At 60.1% G+C, this 17,795-nt stretch carries 12 protein-coding genes; 6 read left to right on the top strand and 6 right to left on the bottom strand.

Annotated features, from left to right (window positions below; genetic code table 11):
• Positions 1-370: 370 nt before the first annotated feature.
• Together DX909_RS11550 and DX909_RS11545 are read right to left on the bottom strand one after the other, a co-directional pair.
• Positions 371-1,180: a ferritin-like domain-containing protein gene (locus DX909_RS11550; RefSeq protein WP_128545326.1), complete on the bottom strand. Its 810-nt coding sequence runs from the start codon at positions 1,178-1,180 to the stop codon at positions 371-373.
• 12 nt (positions 1,181-1,192) lie between these two features.
• A complete protein-coding gene (locus tag DX909_RS11545) occupies positions 1,193-1,930 on the bottom strand; it encodes a ferritin-like domain-containing protein (RefSeq protein ID WP_128545325.1) in 738 nt (245 codons plus the stop codon).
• A gap of 212 nt (positions 1,931-2,142) precedes the next feature.
• On the opposite strand from DX909_RS11545, the gene DX909_RS11540 reads away from it, so the two are divergent.
• From DX909_RS11540 to DX909_RS11525, 4 genes are all read left to right on the top strand, one after another.
• Complete coding sequence (locus DX909_RS11540; protein WP_229311017.1) at positions 2,143-2,865, top strand: hypothetical protein; 723 nt, start codon at positions 2,143-2,145, stop codon at positions 2,863-2,865.
• Between the two features lie 24 nt (positions 2,866-2,889).
• The gene (gene treZ, locus DX909_RS11535) at positions 2,890-4,731 is read left to right on the top strand and encodes a malto-oligosyltrehalose trehalohydrolase (RefSeq protein ID WP_128545324.1); all 1,842 of its coding nucleotides are present in this window, start codon (positions 2,890-2,892) and stop codon (positions 4,729-4,731) included.
• Between the two features lie 67 nt (positions 4,732-4,798).
• Positions 4,799-5,692 (top strand): cyanophycinase, encoded by an 894-nt coding sequence (locus tag DX909_RS11530; RefSeq protein WP_128545323.1) that lies wholly within the window; start codon positions 4,799-4,801, stop codon positions 5,690-5,692.
• The gene (locus DX909_RS11525; protein WP_128545322.1) at positions 5,689-6,597 is read left to right on the top strand and encodes an LEA/WHy family protein; all 909 of its coding nucleotides are present in this window, start codon (positions 5,689-5,691) and stop codon (positions 6,595-6,597) included. The genes DX909_RS11530 and DX909_RS11525 overlap by 4 nt, the downstream gene beginning before the upstream one ends.
• Before the next feature lie 9 nt (positions 6,598-6,606).
• Here the strand turns inward: DX909_RS11525 and DX909_RS11520 are convergent, their stop codons facing one another.
• The 4 genes from DX909_RS11520 to DX909_RS11505 form a co-directional block, all read right to left on the bottom strand.
• Positions 6,607-8,127 (bottom strand): sensor histidine kinase, YfiR-like protein-associated, encoded by a 1,521-nt coding sequence (locus tag DX909_RS11520; protein WP_128545321.1) that lies wholly within the window; start codon positions 8,125-8,127, stop codon positions 6,607-6,609.
• 5 nt (positions 8,128-8,132) lie between these two features.
• Positions 8,133-8,657, bottom strand: coding sequence for a TOL_0243 family YfiR-like periplasmic protein (locus DX909_RS11515; protein ID WP_164851264.1), 525 nt, complete (start codon positions 8,655-8,657; stop codon positions 8,133-8,135).
• 35 nt (positions 8,658-8,692) lie between these two features.
• Complete coding sequence (locus tag DX909_RS11510; RefSeq protein ID WP_128545319.1) at positions 8,693-10,699, bottom strand: TOL_0244 family TonB-dependent receptor; 2,007 nt, start codon at positions 10,697-10,699, stop codon at positions 8,693-8,695.
• 257 nt (positions 10,700-10,956) lie between these two features.
• Positions 10,957-11,928: an AraC family transcriptional regulator gene (locus tag DX909_RS11505; protein ID WP_128545318.1), complete on the bottom strand. Its 972-nt coding sequence runs from the start codon at positions 11,926-11,928 to the stop codon at positions 10,957-10,959.
• A gap of 195 nt (positions 11,929-12,123) precedes the next feature.
• Here DX909_RS11505 and DX909_RS11500 point away from each other — a divergent pair, with 195 nt between their 5' ends.
• Positions 12,124-15,423 carry a HEAT repeat domain-containing protein gene (locus DX909_RS11500; protein WP_128545317.1) on the top strand — a complete coding sequence of 1,100 codons (3,300 nt, stop codon included), beginning with the start codon at positions 12,124-12,126 and terminating at the stop codon, positions 15,421-15,423.
• Between the two features lie 158 nt (positions 15,424-15,581).
• On the top strand, positions 15,582-17,660 hold the full coding sequence (locus DX909_RS11495; protein WP_128545316.1) for a PAS domain-containing sensor histidine kinase: 2,079 nt from the start codon (positions 15,582-15,584) through the stop codon (positions 17,658-17,660).
• The last annotated feature ends 135 nt before the right edge of the window (positions 17,661-17,795 follow it).

The raw sequence follows: 17,795 nt of genomic DNA, 5'->3' as shown, positions 1-17,795 counted from the left end.
CTTTCGGTGGTTTTGTCTACCTTGTGGTTTCGCCTTTCTGGTGGTTTAACCTTTCCGCGGTTTGGCATCCCCGCCGGGGTGACGAAACCGGCGGGGAGGATAAAACCAGGATAAGGAAAATGCCCTCCGTTGGGTCGCAGAGCGACCTGAGATTTGTAGAAAAGCGAGAGTCAACCAATGGTGGCCGAGTGCCTTCAGGCACTTTCCCAAATAGCCTCCAAGAGACCGGAAACACAAAACCCGGCTTCAGGGAAGCCGGGCTGTGCGGATTCTATTGATGAAATCAAAGCCGGCTGGCTCTGGTATCATGGCCGGTCAACAGGCCTGTACACCTTACGGGTTGAACCGGCGGTGAATCGCGGGAGAATGCTCAGGGATTCACGGCTTTAATGAACGGCATGGCGATGGCCAGCACCTGCTCCTTCGTCAGCGGCTCGTCGAACGACTCGCGGGGGAGCTTTTCGTGAAGGGCACCGCCGTTCTGCTGAATGTATTTGCTGGAGGCCAGCTGAATGACGTCGACGGGAATTCCGGTCAGGAAGTTATTCTCTCCCATGTAAACGGCGGCCGGGGCCCCTCCGGTTTCCTGTTCGGACGCCCAGACCCGCAGACCTCGGATCAGCCGGACCTCGCCGGCATGGCGGGCTTCGACGGAGTGGATTTTCAACGCGGCCAGCAGGATTTCCTTGTAGGGTTTCAGGAACGGAGCCTGTCCCTTGTACGCCCGCACGCCCAGGTCTTCGAACGACTGCGAAAGCACCAGGAAGGTGTCGTAGGACGAAAAGGCCGTCGGGTATTTTCCGCCTGCGGTAAAATCGAACTGAGGCATCCCGATCGCGTCCGGTCCCAGCGTCATTTTCAGGAACTCCACGTGTTCCTTTTCGTGCTTCGCGATGTACGTGAACAGGTCCCGGTCGCCGGCCGGAATCAGGTTCGGCATGGAGAGCGCCATCTTATAAAACTCGGCTTCCAGGTACTCCAGCGTCAGGGCGAAGTTCAGGATGTCGGTAACGGTCTTGTCGGCACCGAAGGCCTTGTTGATCGTGGCCGCCACGAAAGCCGGGGTGATTACGGCCGCTGCCGCTGTGGTTTTCAGCAGCTTCCGGCGGGAAAAGTCATAACGTTCGGGCGTGTCGGCGTCTGCCTTCCCGATTTCGGATAGAATATTCAGCAAGTTCATTCGAGTCGGAGATTAGAGTTTGGGCAGGTTCGCCACGCTGATTTTCTGTTTGATGAATTTCTGAGCTTTCTCGACGACCTGTTCGGGCGTCAGGTGCCAGTCGAGACCCATCGGATCGATGAGTTCATGGGCGATGGCGAAGGGCTTGCGGGGGCCCAGCATGTGGCTGGCCAGCGTGGCATGGCGGGCTTCCACCGACACCATCGAGCCGGCCACCTTCAGAACTTCATCCGACTGAATCAGCGGACCCGTGCCGTTGAAGGCACCCACCCCCACGTTTTCAAACTGCCGGGCGGCATCGAACACCGCATTCCGCTCGTTGAAGTTGATCGGGCTGAAATCGAAATCCAGCATCGGAATGGCATTGGGACCCAGGAAGGCTTTGAAAAATTCCCGGTGTACCACCTCGTGGTCGTGCAGTTCTTCCAGCACCTTGCGATCCGTCGCACTGGCGCCCATGATCCGGTCGACCGCCGTCCGGTAGAACGATGTTTCGAGCTGGTCGAGCATATAGGCGAGGTTGGAGATGCCGATGTCGCCGGAACCGAGGTCGACGACGCCGGTTACCGGATCGACGGTTGGGCCGATGCGGGCGGAAGAATGCCGGCCGCCGGCCGGGCTGAGTGACTGGTCATTCGTACAGGAAGCCAGGAAGCCTGCCGTTGCGGCAGAAAACAAGCCCATCTGGCGCAGAAACATCCGCCGTTCCACGGAGGGAATTCCCGGAATTGTTGGTCCACTTTTTTTCATTGATTCGTCGAAGTTTTACATAAAATGACATGGATTGAAGTGCACAGGACTGAGCGATAAACCCTTCCATTCTCGGCTCAGTCTTCGTTCATATATTTTAGTGAGGGAGTGGTCCGCGCCCCCGACCCAGGATGGCCAAATCCTCATCGGTTGCCGATATGGCCAACTTTTTCCCCGGACCGGAGTTTTCCTGCGGACAGGATCATCTTCCTATGGAAAAGAAGATTCACTTACATGCATTCGGATTTTTGACCCTATTTACGTTTACGACCGTTCAGGCCCAGCAAACCATTTTCAACGTGCCGTCCTCGGACATTACCCCCGAAAGGAAAGCGCTCGTTCAGGAGCAGGTGGAGGTACAGGACCTCCTGCGTTCGACGACCACCTTCTCCTACGGACTGAGCAGGGACTGGGAAATCGGCCTGAACCTGTACAACGTGGATTATGAGACCAGCCGGCGACGGTTTATCCGCAACGACACCACGACGGCCATGCCGTTCGCTCCGCTGCTGCTGGTCAACGCGCAGAAGGCCGTCGAACTGAACGAGACGTTCCGGATCGGGGTCGGCGGGCAGGGCGGGCTGAACCTGGGGTCGGGCGGGCGAACCAAACCGGTCTATTACACCTACCTCAATCTGGCGGCTTCGCTGGATGAGGAACATTATAAGCTGGCGGTCGGCGGCTATTTCGGCAACCCCCGCTTCCTGAGCGACGGCCCCCGGGCCGGGGTTCAGGCCGGGATCGATGCCGGCATCATTTACCAGAAACTGCACCTGCTGGCCGACTGGATTTCGGGCGGCCATGCCCTGGGGCAGCTGTCGGCCGGGATCGAGGTGTTTCCCGTCAGGCATTTCGCCCTCGCGCTGGGCTGGCAGAGGAGCAATCAGGACGGTTCGCAGGGCTTCATCGTTCAGCTGACCTACATACCGATGTAAAGACGAATACTTTTTCCGATGCATATGCAGACTATTGAAGTACGAAAACACACCCCCGGAATTTCTTTTCAGCAGAATACCGCCGTCGTCCGGGTATGGGCGCCGGAAGCCCGTCAGGTAGCGGTGGAACTGACCGAAGCCGGGCAGACCCTGGCGCTATCCCCTGAAGCCGACGGCTACTGGACCCTGACCACCGATCGGATCAAACCCGGCGACCGGTATAAAATCCGGCTGGACGGCGAGCAATCGTTTCCCGACCCGGCCTCCCTATCGCAGCCGGACGGGGTCCACGAAGCTTCCGAAGCCCTGGACCCCGGCGATTTCGGATGGTCGGACGGCGGGTGGCAAAACCATCCGCTCGATCAGTATGTGATTTACGAGCTGCACGTCGGAACGTTTACGCCCGCGGGGACATTCCGGGCGCTGGAAGAAAAACTTGACCACCTCATCGACCTCGGTGTCACGGCCATCGAACTCATGCCGGTGGCGCAGTTCCCCGGAGGACGAAACTGGGGCTACGACGGCGTATATCCCTATGCCGTTCAGCACAGCTACGGCGGAGCGCGGGGGCTTCAGCACCTGGTCGATGCCTGCCACCGGAAGGGGCTGGCCGTGGTGCTCGACGTAGTTTATAACCACATGGGGCCCGAGGGGAACTACTTCAGCCGGTTCGGGCCGTATTTCACCGCCAAATACTGCACCCCCTGGGGCAATGCCATTAACTTCGACGACGCCTGGAGCGACGGTGTCCGGGAGTATTTCATTGAGAATGCGCTCATGTGGTTCCGGGATTTTCACATCGACGCCCTGCGGCTCGATGCCGTCCACGCCATCAGGGATTTCAGCCCCGTCCACATCCTGACCGAGATCGGCCGGAACGCCCGGAAGCTGATGGAGGAGACCGGCCGCCGGCATTACCTGATGGTGGAGTCCGATCTGAACGATACCCGGTTCATCGACCGGCCCGAGGCCGGCGGTTTCGGCATGGATGCGCAGTGGATCGACGAATTCCACCACGCCCTGCGGGTCACGGCGGGCGAGAAACCGCTGGGTTATTACTCCGATTTCAACGGCATCCTACACCTCGCCAAGTCATACCGCGACGCCTACGTTTATGACGGGCAGTATTCCGAACACCGCAAGCGAAAGTTTGGGGTTCCGGCCGAAGCCAATCCGGGCCGTCAGTTCATTGTCTTTTCCCAGAATCACGACCAGATCGGCAACCGGATGCTGGGCGAGCGCACCAGCCGGCTGGTCAGTTTCGAGATGCAGAAGCTCATGGCCGCGGCCGTGCTGGTCAGCCCGTATCTGCCGCTGCTGTTCATGGGCGAGGAGTGGAGCGAGCCGAACCCCTTTCAGTATTTCGTGAGCCATTCGGAAGCCGACCTGGTGGAGGCCGTTCGGGAAGGCCGGAAAGCCGAATTTGCGGCTTTTCATTCGGAAGGCGAAGTACCGGACCCGATTTCCGAAGACACCTTTCAGGCGTCGAAGCTGCAATGGGAACGGGTGGGGCAGGAGCCGCACCGGACGATGTTCCGGTTTTACCGCACCCTCATCGCCCTGCGGAAGGAACACCCCGCCCTGGCCCGGCTTTCGCGCCGGAACCTGGAGGTGGAAGCCTGGGAGAAGACCAAAACCCTCCGCCTGCACCGCTGGAACGACGACCAGCACGTGCTTTGCCTGATGAACTTTTCGCCGGAACCGCAGACCCTGACGCTCCCGGAAACCGGTCGGGGATTCACCCGGATTCTGGACTCGTCGGACAGCGAATGGCGGGGGCCGGGGGCTATTGCCGGCGAAGCGCCGACCGGGGATACCGTCCGTCTGCAGCCGGAATCGATCCTGATTCTGGGCTATTCGGAATGAACGATGCAAAACGGATGAAGGTGAGCAGGTTGCTCTTTAATAAACAGACCATTGAACCCATTGAGAAATGGATACGATCGTACCGAAGGGGAAGTTGATTCCTATTGGAGGAAATGAAGCTCACGGACCGGAGGATAATGCCTCCGGAGGCCAGATGCAGCAGGTTGATTTTTTCAAAAACGGCATTCTGCAGGAAGTGCTGCTGGAAATGAAAGGCCCGGAGACGAAGATTCTCGTGATTCCGGCGGCCTCCGACGTTCCGAAAGAAATGGCCAAAGTGTATATCGACGCCTTTAAAAGCCTGGGCTGCAAAGAGGTCGAAATCATGTACGTCGAAAAACCGGAGGATACGGACCGGAAGGAAAACCTGAAGAAGCTGGAGCAGGCCGACGGAATCATGTTTACCGGGGGCGACCAGTCGATCCTGATCGAAAAGTTCGCCGACAGCGATTTCTGCCGCCGGATGGTGGACCGCTACTGGAACGAAGGGTTCGTCATTGCCGGCACCAGCGCCGGGGCCGCGGCCATGGCCCGCCTGGCTATCAAGGACGGCAAGAGCGGTGAGTCACTCATCAAGGGAATGGTGGAAACCGAAAAGGGGCTGGCGCTGGTGCCGGAAGTCATTATCGACACTCACTTCATGCAGCGCAGCCGCCTGCCCCGGCTGACCGAGGCCCTGCTTCGAAATCCCGGTCTGGTCGGCCTCGGCCTGTGTGCCGACACGGGCGTGGTGATCACCGAAGGAAACCGGTTGAAACCCATCGGCTCCGGCGTGGTTACTATTCTGGAGACGGATGCCATCCAGGTAACCAACTACCACCTCGTCAAGGAGCTGGAACCGGTTTACCTCGACGGCCTGCGGGTGCGGATGCTGGCGGCCGGCGCCCGATATCTTATCCGGGAGCGGAAGTTTATTCCGCTCGGAAGTACGGAAGAAAAAACACACAAGCCAACGGTATGAAAAAGGGATGGATCATTGCGCTGGCTCTCCTGCTGATTGGTTTCGTCGGAGCCTGGATCTGGTATAGCCGCCTGAAAAACAACGCAGAAGCCGAAGGCGGAGCCTTCAACGATACGCTCAAACCCCGGCTGGAGATGAGCACGATGAACATCACGAGCATCGACGACGACCGGACGCACCTGACCGTCGAGATGCTGATCGACAACCCGCTGCCGGTGGGTTTCAAAGCCAACCGGCTCAATTATACGGTCCTGATCGCCAATACACCCGTGATCGAGGACACCTACGCCAAACCCATCGAGATCGAATCCCGGGACAGCACCCTGGTGAAACTGCCGATGGTGATCGACAACAAAAAGCTGCTGGCCGTGCTGAAAACGCTGGATCAGAAGGACATCGACAGCACGACTTACACCGTCCGCAGCAGCTTCGACCTCGACGTGCCGATCCTGGGCGACCGCACGTTCCGGCAAACCATCACCCGCCGGATGCCGACCTTCTACCTGCCCGAAATCAAGGTGGAGGACATCAACTTCGGCAAGGTAGGCCTGAAGGAAACCGACGTGGCGACCAAAGTCAGCGTCGTCAACAAAAACCGCTTCCCGTTCAACTTTACCGACACCCACTATACCGTGTCGATCAACGGAAAGGAGATTGCCGACGGCAGTCAGCCGGAGCCGGTGCTGATCCGGAAACAGGCGACGACGCCCGTGGTGTTTCCCGTGACGCTCAAACCCGGCCAGACGCTCGCCCTGCTGCCCAAAATGCTCTTCGACAAGAAGGATACCCCCTTTCTGGTGACGTTTACCTCTAAACTGGTGACGGAAGGCGACAACCCCATGTTCAAAAACAGTGTCATGAAAACCCGCATCACCGGGACGCTGGCCGACTTTAAGAAAGACTGATCCGGCCGATCAGTTCATGGGAAGGTAAACATAAAACCGGGTGCCCCGGCCGACCTCGCTTTCGACGGTGATGGTGCCGGCGTGGTTCTCGACGATCCGTTTGCAGAGGGCCAGGCCGATGCCGGTGCCGGGGTATTCCTTCTGCGTGTGCAGCCGCTGGAAGATGGTGAAGATTTTCCGGGAATAGCTGGTGTCGAAGCCGATGCCGTTGTCTTCCACCATCAGTTCGGCGTATCCCCGGCCCTCGGTCAGCTCCTCCGGCAGCCGGGAACGGCCCGGCTCATGGACACGGGCCGTGATGACGATCTGCGGGGTTTTGTCGCAGAACTTCAGCGCATTGCCGATCAGGTTGGAAAACAACTGGTTGATCTGTAGCGGGATACCCTGAATCACCGGCAGGTCCCGGGCCGTAACGGTGGCGTTTTTCTCCGTGATGAGCAGTTCGAAATCCGCCTGGATCTGCCCGATCACCTCATTGAGATCGATCGGGATGAACGGCTCGCTGTGGTTGGAAAGCCGGCTGTAGTTGAGCACCGATTTGATGAGCGTCGTCATCCGGTTGGCCGCGTTCTTGATTTTGTCCGTATACTCCCGGGCCAGAGACGGGTCATCGATGCTGTTCTCCACCAGCTGGGCAAACATCTGAATTTTCCGCAGGGGCTCCTGAAGGTCGTGGGAGGCCACGTTGGCGAACTGCTCCAGGTCGCGGTTCGATTTCACCAGTTTTCCGTTGACTACCGTCAGCTCGTCGTTGGTCTTCTCCAGTTCCTGCGTCCGGGCTTTGATCCGCTCCTCCAGTTGCTGGTTCATGGCCAGAATTTCGGAGTTCTGCCGGTCGATCTGGGTCAGCATCAGGTTGAAGGCGTCCGTGAGCAGGCCCACCTCATCCTCCTGGTATTTCGTGGCCCGCACGCTGTAGTTATGATCGCGGGACACCTGGCCGGCCGTCTGGGCGAGGGCCAGAATCGGCCGGGAGATCCGGCGCTGGAGCCGTCGCGACAGCAGGTAGGCCAGCCCCAGCATCACCCCGACCACCGTGGCCGCAATCAGCGCATACCGGCTGAATCGCTCGAACATCGCTTCCATATCCGATTTCAGATACAGGCTGCCGAGCTGGGTGCGGCCCTGCACCACCGGCTGGAACCCTTCGAGGTAGCTGCCCGAAAACCGGTAGTTTCTGGCGGGCAGGTAGGACGGGAACTGATCGGCGGGCGCGTCGGCGGGATACCGGGCAAAAATCCGGCCCTCCTTGTCGTACAGACAGGCCGCCACGATATGGCGGTTGGTCCGCAGGGCGCTGAGCAGTTCTTCGGCGTCGTCGGGGTCGTCGAAAGCCAGGGCGGCCGTACTGTTGGCGGCAATGATCTCGCCCAGCATCGTCAGCTGGTTTTTAAGGGTTTCCCGGAAGGTGAAGTACTCGTAAACGAAAAAAGCCAGACAGGTCAGCGCCAGTACCGACCCGCTCGTCAGCAGCATAACGTTCATGAGCTGACGCTGAATCGGGGCGGCTTTGGGCTTATGAGGTTCCATCAGAACTAATTTACGGCTTCCGCGACGTTCAGCAGTTTGGAGCTGATATTTAGCTGAACGGCCCGGGCTGCCGATGCATTAATCTCGAAACGAATCTTATTGTTTCGGGTGAGAAAACGAATCATGCCGCCCATCCGGTTAAAAGGCACGGCTTCCCCGACCGTCAGCACGGCCCGCCGGCCCAGCGAGGCCAGCATTTCCCGGACCACCTCGGCCTCCCGGGACCCGACATAAACCAGATGGCAGTCGGCGAGCCCGGCCGGGTCGCGATACCGCTGTACATGGATCGGGTGGTTGCCCACCTTTTCCCCGGCCACCGTCTCGGCCATCACCGACCCGAAGGGGTCGGCGCCGAAAATACCGATGACGAACGGGGCGTCCGGGGATGAAAAGGCGGTTTCGGGCCATTCGACGAAGCGGGTGAAATTATAGATAAACACGGCCTTGACGCTGACTTCCGACGCGGGCATGGGTTGGGCCCGTGCCTGCGCCAGAACGCCGATCAGTAACCATGTTACCAGTAATCTCATGTTCTCTCGGGGAAATGCCTGTCGATGTAAAGTAATCAAAACCGGGCCGAAATTTTCGCGTAATAGCTCCGGGGGATGTACAGCGTGCCGAACTCGATATGGCGATCTTTCGCCAGGTTCTGACCAACGAGGGCAAGTTCGAGCCATCGGGCGCTCCAGGCCAGCCTTGCATCGAAGGTGAGGTAGGAGGGAACCCGGGCAGTCGCCAGGGTTTTGGGCAGGTAATCGAAATACTGCCCGATCAGATCCAGCTGGAAGCCGGCCGGCAGGTTCAGCATGGATTGCAGCATCGCCCGGTTTTTGACGTCGTTGCCGAGGTAATCGGGGTTGAAGGAACGACCGGGTTTGGCCCGCAGGTCCTTGTCCAGATACGTATACCCGCCCCGAAGCCGCCAGCCGGGCGACACCTGCAGTCCGACCGCCAGTTCACCGCCCCACGATTCGCCTTCCGAGCCGTTCTGGATCTGGTAGGTGAGGGTTCCGGGCAGGGCTTCCACGCTGTAAATGTCCCGGTAGACATTATAGAAACCGGCCAGGGAGAAGTGGACGCCGGCGGCCGGCTGCCAGCGGTAGCCCAGTTCCCAGGCAACGACCTTCTCGGACACGAAATTCGGCCCCCCGGCCACGCTGGGCTGCGTCGGCGGTACGGGATAGGCCGGCAGGAAATAATCGACGTCCAGCCGGCTCGGCGTCCGGACGGCCCGCGAAACGGCCGCCCACAGCAGGTTATCGCGCCGGACCGCCCAGGCCAGACGGGCGCTCGGCTGAAGTTCGAAACCGCTGTAGACGTTATGCAGCAGTTTGGTGCCCAGCGTCAGCTTCAGCTTCGGGTGCAGCGCGATTTCATCCTGCACGAAACCCGTATACAGCGGCAGATCCTTCCGGTTGGGCAGGATGGCTGTGGTGTTGGTCCGCCATTCCGTAAAGTCGCGGGCCAGCCGGTAGCCGAGTCCCCAGAGGATGCTGTGGCGGTTTTTTATCGGAAACCGGTGCTGAAAATCAAAGTCGTAGGTGGTCAGGCGGTCGGAGCCGGTAGCGTTGGCGTCGTTCCGGTAATACCGGTCGTAGTACAGCTGCACAATCAGTTCCGACTGTTCGGAATACCGGCGGGTCCAGCGGCCCAGCACGTTCTGGCCGTCGAGCCGGGATTTACCCAGCGCCAGGTAGCGGGCGCCCCCGGAGAAATTCCCGGTGAAGGCCACCTGATCCCTCGCCGTGGCGGCCCAGTCGACGCGAAAGCCGCCCTGGGTCATCCGCCAGCGGTCGCGGTTCTCGTCCCCGGAGGGCAGGAGCGTCGGTTCACGCTCGAAATGCTGGCCGTAAATCCGGTAGGTCAGCTGGTCGGAGATGCGGCCGCCGTAGCGCGCGTCGATCTGATTTTTCAGGAAGTTACCGGCCGAAACGGAGACGTAGGCTCCCTGCGTTTCGGCGGAGCTTTTGGTGACGATGTTGATGACGCCGTTGACGGCGTTGGCTCCCCAGAGCGTGCCGCCCGGGCCGCTCACCACCTCGATGCGCTCGACATCCTCCAGCGGAATGTTCTGCTGCTCCCAAAGCACCCCGCCGAAGAACGGTGTATAGACCGTCCGCCCGTCGATCATGACCAGCAGTTTGTTGGCGAAGATGGTATTGAAGCCCCGGGCGCTGATGATCCAGGTGCTGGCGTTGAGCTGGGCCACCTGCAGGTTCGGAATCAGCCGCAGGGCTTCGGGGATGTTGGTGGCGCCCGAGCGCCGGATGTCGGCCCCGGTCAGGACCTGGATGGCCGAGGCCACTTCGGAGAGTTTCTGGGGCGTCCGGGAAACCAGCGTCACCTCGACGTCCATCAGTTGTTCGAGGCTCAGCTTTTTCAGTTCACTGGGGGAGGCCGGCGGGGCCACCTGGGCCAGGGCGGGCGCCGTCAGCAGGGCCGGCCAGAGCCGGAGGAACCGGCAAAGCCGGGCGGTCGGACGGATCGTCTTTCGGAATAAATGCTTGAGGGATTTCGGGTAAACGTTTTGGGCATACGGCGCGGTTAAAAGCTCCGATTGTTCGTTTTTCATAGAGAAAAGACGTACTTATTAAGAAATTAGTGAATGGGTAACAATCTCCTTGGTACTTGTTCAATGCCACAGTTGCCTGGCCCCACTTCTAATTGTTAACGCTGCACTTGCGCCCCGTTCCGGCCGGTCGATTCGGCGCAACGAAGGCGCAAGAACGTCTTTCCGGGCAGAATGCATATCCCGTTTGATAATTTTTCACGAAAGGTAAGTAATCGGTGCGGAAAGTGAAATTTTCGGGTTCCGGCCGGGCTACCCTCTCAGACCGGTCTCGGGCGGGCGACGGCCGTCGGGGGAATACCGAACCGGCGTTTGAAAGCCGCACTGAAGTTGCTGTAGTGATTGTAACCGAGCTGATCGGCAATCTCCAGCACATCCTGATCGGCGTCGAGCAGCAGCCGGCGGGCATACCCCATTTTGAGGTCGTCGATGTACCGCATCACCGACGTGTCGAACAGCTGCCGGAAGCCGTGTTTGAGTTTGAAGGAATTGAGGCCGAACTCCCGGGTCAGGGCGGTGAGGGAGAGGTCGTCCAGAAAGTTCCTGTCCAGGAAGTACTTGAGTTCGTGCAATTTTTCGATGTCCTGCCGCGTCAGCCGGGTGGCCGGCTCGCCGGATCGAAGTTGATTCTGGCGGTAGACCAGCAGCTGGTCGATGAACAGCAGCCGGATGAGCGAATCCTTATAGGTCCGGCCCAGTTTGCCCGAGAAGGGGCAGCTTCTCACCTGGACCAGGGTGTCGGTCATCTTCCGGCTCATCGGCCGGCTCTGCCGGACGGTGCTGAAAATCTGCTCGGGCGCTTCCATCAACCGCTGCCAGTGGTCGTCCTCGATCTCCTCCTCCAGCATCTGGGCGGCCACCACCTGCGGGTTGAACCAGATGGTCAGGTCTTTGCGGGAAGTGTTCGGCCCGATGTAATAATTGGTCTGCAGAAATGGCAGGTAACAGAGGGCGTGGTGGTTTTCCGGGACGGTCACCTCCTGTTTGAACTGGAACGAGCAGCCGCCTTCCAGCTGGAAAAACATAGACACGGTCGGCTCGGGCCGGTGGACCGGAATCAGCAGCGGCCGGTTTTCGGTGAGGAAGGTAGCGTGGTGCAGGGTGGCTCCGGTCAGTTCCTCGAAGTCTACGGTGACCCGGCCCAGACCGGGCTGTTCCCGGCGAAACGAAACGGGCTGGTTGTTTCGGTAGACCTCACCTAATGAGTATTCAATTTCTTCAGAAGTCAGCACGGGGTTCAGCGGTTTACTGCTCAACGATTGAAATACGAACGAGGGGAGGCCGAACCTGAGGTTCGAAGCCGTAAAGGTACGGGGCCGATCGGGCGGAGCCAAAACATCTTTAGTATCCGGTTTTTTTTGCCCTCAAACCGGGTAATTTTTGTAAATTACACTCTTTTCCAGATGTATAAAGATCCCTTTCCCGGTATGAAGAAACCGTATTTCCCCTTTACTTTTTCCCGAAAATCCGGCTGGCTGGCCGTGCTGGCGGTTCCGCTCGCGGGTGCCGTCGTCTTCAACGACGACCCGCTCGCCGGACGCATCAAAAAACTGGCACCTGAGGAGGCTGTCCGGATGGCCAAAGCCGTCGAGGCTACCTTCAAGCCGGTTCTCGACGAAGGGCTCAGCCTCAGCCTCTGGGGAGTCGATTCGCTCGTCGCCGACCCCATTGCCATCAACATGGATCACCTCGGCCGCCTGTACTATACCCGGACCAACCGGCAGAAGAACTCCGAGTTCGACATCCGGGGCCACCAGGACTGGGAGATCGAATCGCAGCGGCTTCAGACCATCGAGGAGAAGCGGGCCTTTCTCCGCCGGGTGCTGTCGCCCCAGAACAGCAAAAAGAACGAGTGGCTCAAAGACCTGAACGGCGACGGTTCCCACGACTGGCGCGACATGACCGTGGAGAAGGAACAGGTGTTCCGGCTGGAAGACAGCAACAACGACGGCGTGGCCGACCTCTCGAAACTGCTCGTTGAAGATTTCCACGAGGAAGTGACCGACGTGGCCGGGGGCGTTCTGGCGAACGGCAACGACCTGTACGTGGCCGTCGGGCCGGACCTCTGGCGCCTGCAGGACCGTAATAACGACGGGATTCCCGACGAGAAAAAGTCGATCTCGCACGGCTACGGTATTCACATCGGCTTCGGCGGACACGGGATGTCGAGCGTCAAGATGGGTCCCGACGGCCGGATCTACTGGCAGATCGGTGATATCGGCTTTAACGGCAAAGGCCCCGACGGCAAGGCCTGGGAACATCCCAACAGCGGGGTCGTGGTGCGGTCGAACCCCGACGGCTCCGACTTCGAGGTGTTTGCCTACGGCGTCCGCAATACCCACGAATTCGTATTCGACGAATACGGCAACCTGATCAGCGAGGATAACGACGGAGACCACCCCGGCGAACGCGAACGGCTCGTCTATATCGTCAACGGCTCCGACACCGGCTGGCGCAGCAACTGGCAGTACGGCAAATACCGCGACGCAAACAACAATACCTATAAGGTCTGGATGGACGAGGGAATGTACAAACCCCGCTTCGAGGGCCAGGCCGCCTACTTCGTTCCGACGCTCGCCAACTTCGTCAGCGGCCCCACCGGCTTTCTCTACAACCCCGGCACGGCCCTGAGCCCGAAATACAAAAATACCTTTTTCGTGGGCGAGTTCGTGGGCAGTCCCGCGCGGTCGGGCATCCACTCCTTCAAGCTGAAGCCGAAGGGCGCTTCCTTCGAACTCAGCGAACCCAAGCGCATCCTGGGCAACGTGCTGGCCACCGGCATCGACTGGGGGCCGGACGGCGCCATGTATGTGGCCGACTGGATCAACGGCTGGGATACCAAAGATTACGGCCGGGTCTGGAAACTCGACGATGCCTCAGCCGCCAACTCGGCTGAACGCCAGCTGACCCGGCGTCTGCTGGCCGCCGACTTTACGAAAGAGAGCGAAGGCGTGCTGGCCGATCACCTGCGCAACCCCGACATGCGGGTGCGGCAGAAGGCCCAGTTCGAACTGGCGAAACGGGGCGCGAAGGGCGCAGCGGTATTCGAAGCCGCCCTGAAGCAGACCGACCACCAGCTGGCCCGCGTTCACGCCATCTGGGGACAATCGCAGCTGGCCCGGCAAAACCGTCAGTACGCCCGCGCCCTGATGCCGCTGCTCGGCGATGCCGACGACGAGATTCAGGCGCAGGCCGCCCGCTGGCTGGGGGACCTCCGGTATGCCGACGCCGGTGCGACGCTGGTGCCGATGCTGAAGGATGCCAACGCCCGGGTGCGGTTCTTTGCCGCCGAAGCCCTCGGCCGCATCGCCTACGAACCGGCCGTGCAGCCGATCATCGACATGCTCCAGGCCAATGACGACCAGGACGTTTACCTCCGCCATGCCGGCACCCTGGCGCTCGCCCGCATCGGGAAGGCCGAGCCGGTGGTGGCCCTGGCGAAAAGCCCGTCGAAAGCCCTGCGCATTGCGGCCGTCGTGGCCCTGCGTCGCATGAACCACCCGGGGATTGCGGATTTTCTGGCCGACGCCGATGAGTATGTGGTGACCGAAGCCGCCCGGGGGATCAACGACGACCTGTCCATCAAAGCCGCCCTGCCCGCGCTGGGCAACCTGCTGGCGAGCACGAACTTTAAAAACGAAGCCCTGATTCGCCGGGCGGTCAATGCCAACGTGCGCGTCGGGACGCCGGAGGCCATGCAGCACCTGATCCGGTATGCGTCCAACGAAAGCGCCCCCGTCGCCATGCGGGCAGAGGCCCTCGATGCGCTCAGCACCTTCGCCGAACCGTCCGTGATGGACCGGGTCGACGGGCGGTATCGGGGCGCCGTCAAACGGGACCCGGTGGCGCTGAAGGCCAAAGCCGCCGATACCTACATCAAGTTGTTGACCCACAGCGAACTTCCGTTGCGGATGAGCGCCGTGAAGGCCATTCGGAAGCTGGAACTCAGGCAGGCTTCCCCGGAATTGTTTGCCCGGCTGAAGTCCGATACCGACCCGGGTCTGCGGGCGGAAGCGGTTCGGACGCTGGTCGCGCTGAACGACCCGCAGATCGGCAAGGCCATCGAACAGGCACTCTCCGATCCGGAGAAAAGCGTTCGGGTAGCGGCTCTGGACCTGGTGGGCAAGTCCGCCATGCCCAAAGACCGGATGGTGACCCTGCTGTCGGAGGTGATCAATACGAGGACGGCGGAAGAGGGTCAGGCGGCCCTGCTGACGCTGGGTAAACTACCGGTGCAGTATTCGCAGAAAGCCCTCGACGGCTTGCTGACGAAGCTGTCGAACGGAACCCTGCCGGTCGAGCTGGGCCTTGAACTGGAGGAAGCCGTCGAGAGCAGCAAATCGCCCCAGCTGAAGGCGAAATATAAGTCGATCACCGGGAAGCTGTCGGCCGACGCCGTGATGGCTTCCTACAAGGGGGCGCTGTTCGGGGGGGATGTGGCTTCCGGCCGGCGGATCTTCTTCCGTCACCAGACCGCCCAGTGCATCCGCTGCCATTCCTACGACGACCTGGGCGGCAACGCCGGACCCCGGCTGAACGGGGTGGCCGGGCGGCTCAGCCGGGAGCAGCTGCTGGAGGCCGTCATCAACCCCAGCGCCCGGATCGCCCCTGGTTTCGGCGAACAGGGCCAGCCGTCGAGTATGCCGGACATGAAGTATCTGCTCAGCAAACGGGAAATCCGGGATGTGGTCAGTTTTCTGGCGACACTGAAAGAGGAAAAACAGTAATCGGCCGCAGCGACTTTTACGGAGGCTGAAGCGTCAAACGCTTCAGCCTCTTTTTTATGATTTGAACGGTTACCCCTATTCGAAATATGAGGGAACGGTCCTTCCGGATCGCCGAAGCAGCGTAACTTGTATTTCTTTTTGTATTAACCTGTTTTGATATGTCGGCTGAAATGCAGTCTCCGGATGCTTTCAGAGCAGCTTCCACGCCAGATCCATCTTCCCTTCCTTCCGCTATACCGGTCGGGGCGGGGGATTCCTTCTCGCTGAATGATTACAAAATTCTGCTCGATTCCTTTGCCGGGGCCGTCTGGGAAACCAATGCCGAAGGTTGGGTGGTGGTCGATTCGCCGAGCTGGCGGTCCTTTACGGGGCAGACGGTGGAACAGTGGCTGAATCAGAAATGGGTCGACGCCTTTCATCCCGACGACCGGGACTTTGCGCTTCGGTTGTGGCGGGATTCCATCGAAAAGCGGATTTCCGTCGATACGGAGGTGCGGGTGCGCCGGGCCGGGAGCGACTGGCACTGGACCAACGTGCGGGCCACGCCGGTCTACAATCCGGACGGTTCCGTAGCCAAATGGGTGGGCGTTACCATCGACATCACGGAAAAGAAACGGGCCGAGGAAGCCCTCCGTCAGTCGGAGGAGCGTTTCAGGGTCATGACCAACGCGGTTCCCCTTATCCTCTGGCAGACCGACCTGGAAGGACATGCCGATTTTTTCAACAAACAGTGGACGGATTACACGGGAGCCGAGTTCACCTCCACCACCGCGAAGGTTATATCAGACACGTTTGTGCATCCGGACGATGCCGAACCGACCATGAGGGCCTTTGCCGAGGCCCAGAGAACCGGGAAGACGTTCGAGATCGAACACCGCATCCGGTCGGCCTCCGGCGAATACCGCTGGTTTCTGGTCCGGGCGGAACCGTACCGGGATCTGAATACCGGGGAGATCCTCCGCTGGCTCGGATCGTCGGTCGATATTCATGAACGAAAACTGGCCGAGGAAGCCCTCCGTCAGTCGGAAGCCCTGCTTCAGAAAGCGTTTTCTACGGAAACCGTCGGGGTGCTGTTTTTCAGACTGAACGGCGGCATCACCGGAGCGAACGATACCTTTCTCCGGATGTGCGGGTATAGCCGGGAAGAACTGCTCCGGGAGATTCACTGGGAGCGGCTTACGGCCCCTGAATGTATGGACATCACCCTTCGGTCGGCCCGGCAAATCGAGGAAACCGGCGAGACGCCCCCCTACGAGAAGCAGATGATCCGTCGGGACGGCTCGCGCTGGTGGGGTCTTTTTGCCCCCACCCGGATCAGCGGAACCGGCAAAGAGTCGGAGTGCGTCGAATTCATCCTGGACATAACGGAACGGAAGCTGGCCGAAAATGCCCTGCGGGAATCCGAGGAGCGGTTTCGGTCCCTCTCCGCCCGACTCGACGAACAGGTCCGGGAACGGACCCAGGAACTGGAAATCATTGTGCAGGACCTGAAACGATCGAACGACAGCCTGGCCCAGTTCGCCTACGTGGCCTCGCATGACCTCCAGGAGCCGCTGCGTAAAATTCAGCAGTTCGGCACCCTTCTCGAATCGCAGTATGCCGAACAGCCCGGCCCGGGGGCCGACTACCTCGGCCGCATGCTGAATGCCGCCGGCCGGATGTCGGTGCTGATCCGCGACCTGCTGACGTATTCACGCATTGCCACCCGTCAGGACGCCGGCGGTCAGGTGGTACTTCAGAAGGTGGTCGACATCGTCCTGAACGACCTGGAGCTGGCCATTGAGGAAACCGGGGCGACCATCGACGTGGGGCCCCTGCCGATGGTGCGGGGAAATGCGTCGCAACTGGGCCAGCTGTTCCTGAACCTGATCAACAACGCGCTGAAATTCCGGCAGGCCGGTACGGCTCCGGTCATCACGATCCGGTCGGAGGAGGTGAGCGCGAAGGACCTGCCCCAATCGGTCCGGCCCGCCCGGCAGGCGGCCGCCTATTACCGGATCGGAGTGGCCGACAACGGCATCGGGTTCGACGAACAGTATCTGGAGCGGATCTTCCAGCTTTTTCAGCGGCTCCACGGAAAAAGTCAGTACCTCGGGACCGGGATCGGTCTGGCCATCTGCCAGAAAGTGGCGGCCAACCACGGCGGGGCCATCACCGCCCGAAGCCGGTCCGGACACGGGGCCACCTTTTATGTGTACCTGCCGGTCTACACCGGAGCCGCCGGCCCGGACGTATAGGGAGGGCCGACAGACCGGATAAGCGGATTTCTCCCGAATTGCTTTTCGGAGCCGCAAAAAAAGATTCCTATTTACCTTCTGCCTGAGAAAACCATAAAGTTTTCATTTTTAGATACCTTTATGGTTTATCAATGC

The sequence above is a fragment of the Larkinella soli genome, from assembly GCF_003703975.1.
GTDB classification, from domain to species: Bacteria; Bacteroidota; Bacteroidia; order Cytophagales; family Spirosomataceae; genus Larkinella; species Larkinella soli.
The sequence above is the reverse complement of the archived record's forward strand: the minus strand, read 5'-3'. Positions and strand labels throughout refer to the sequence as shown.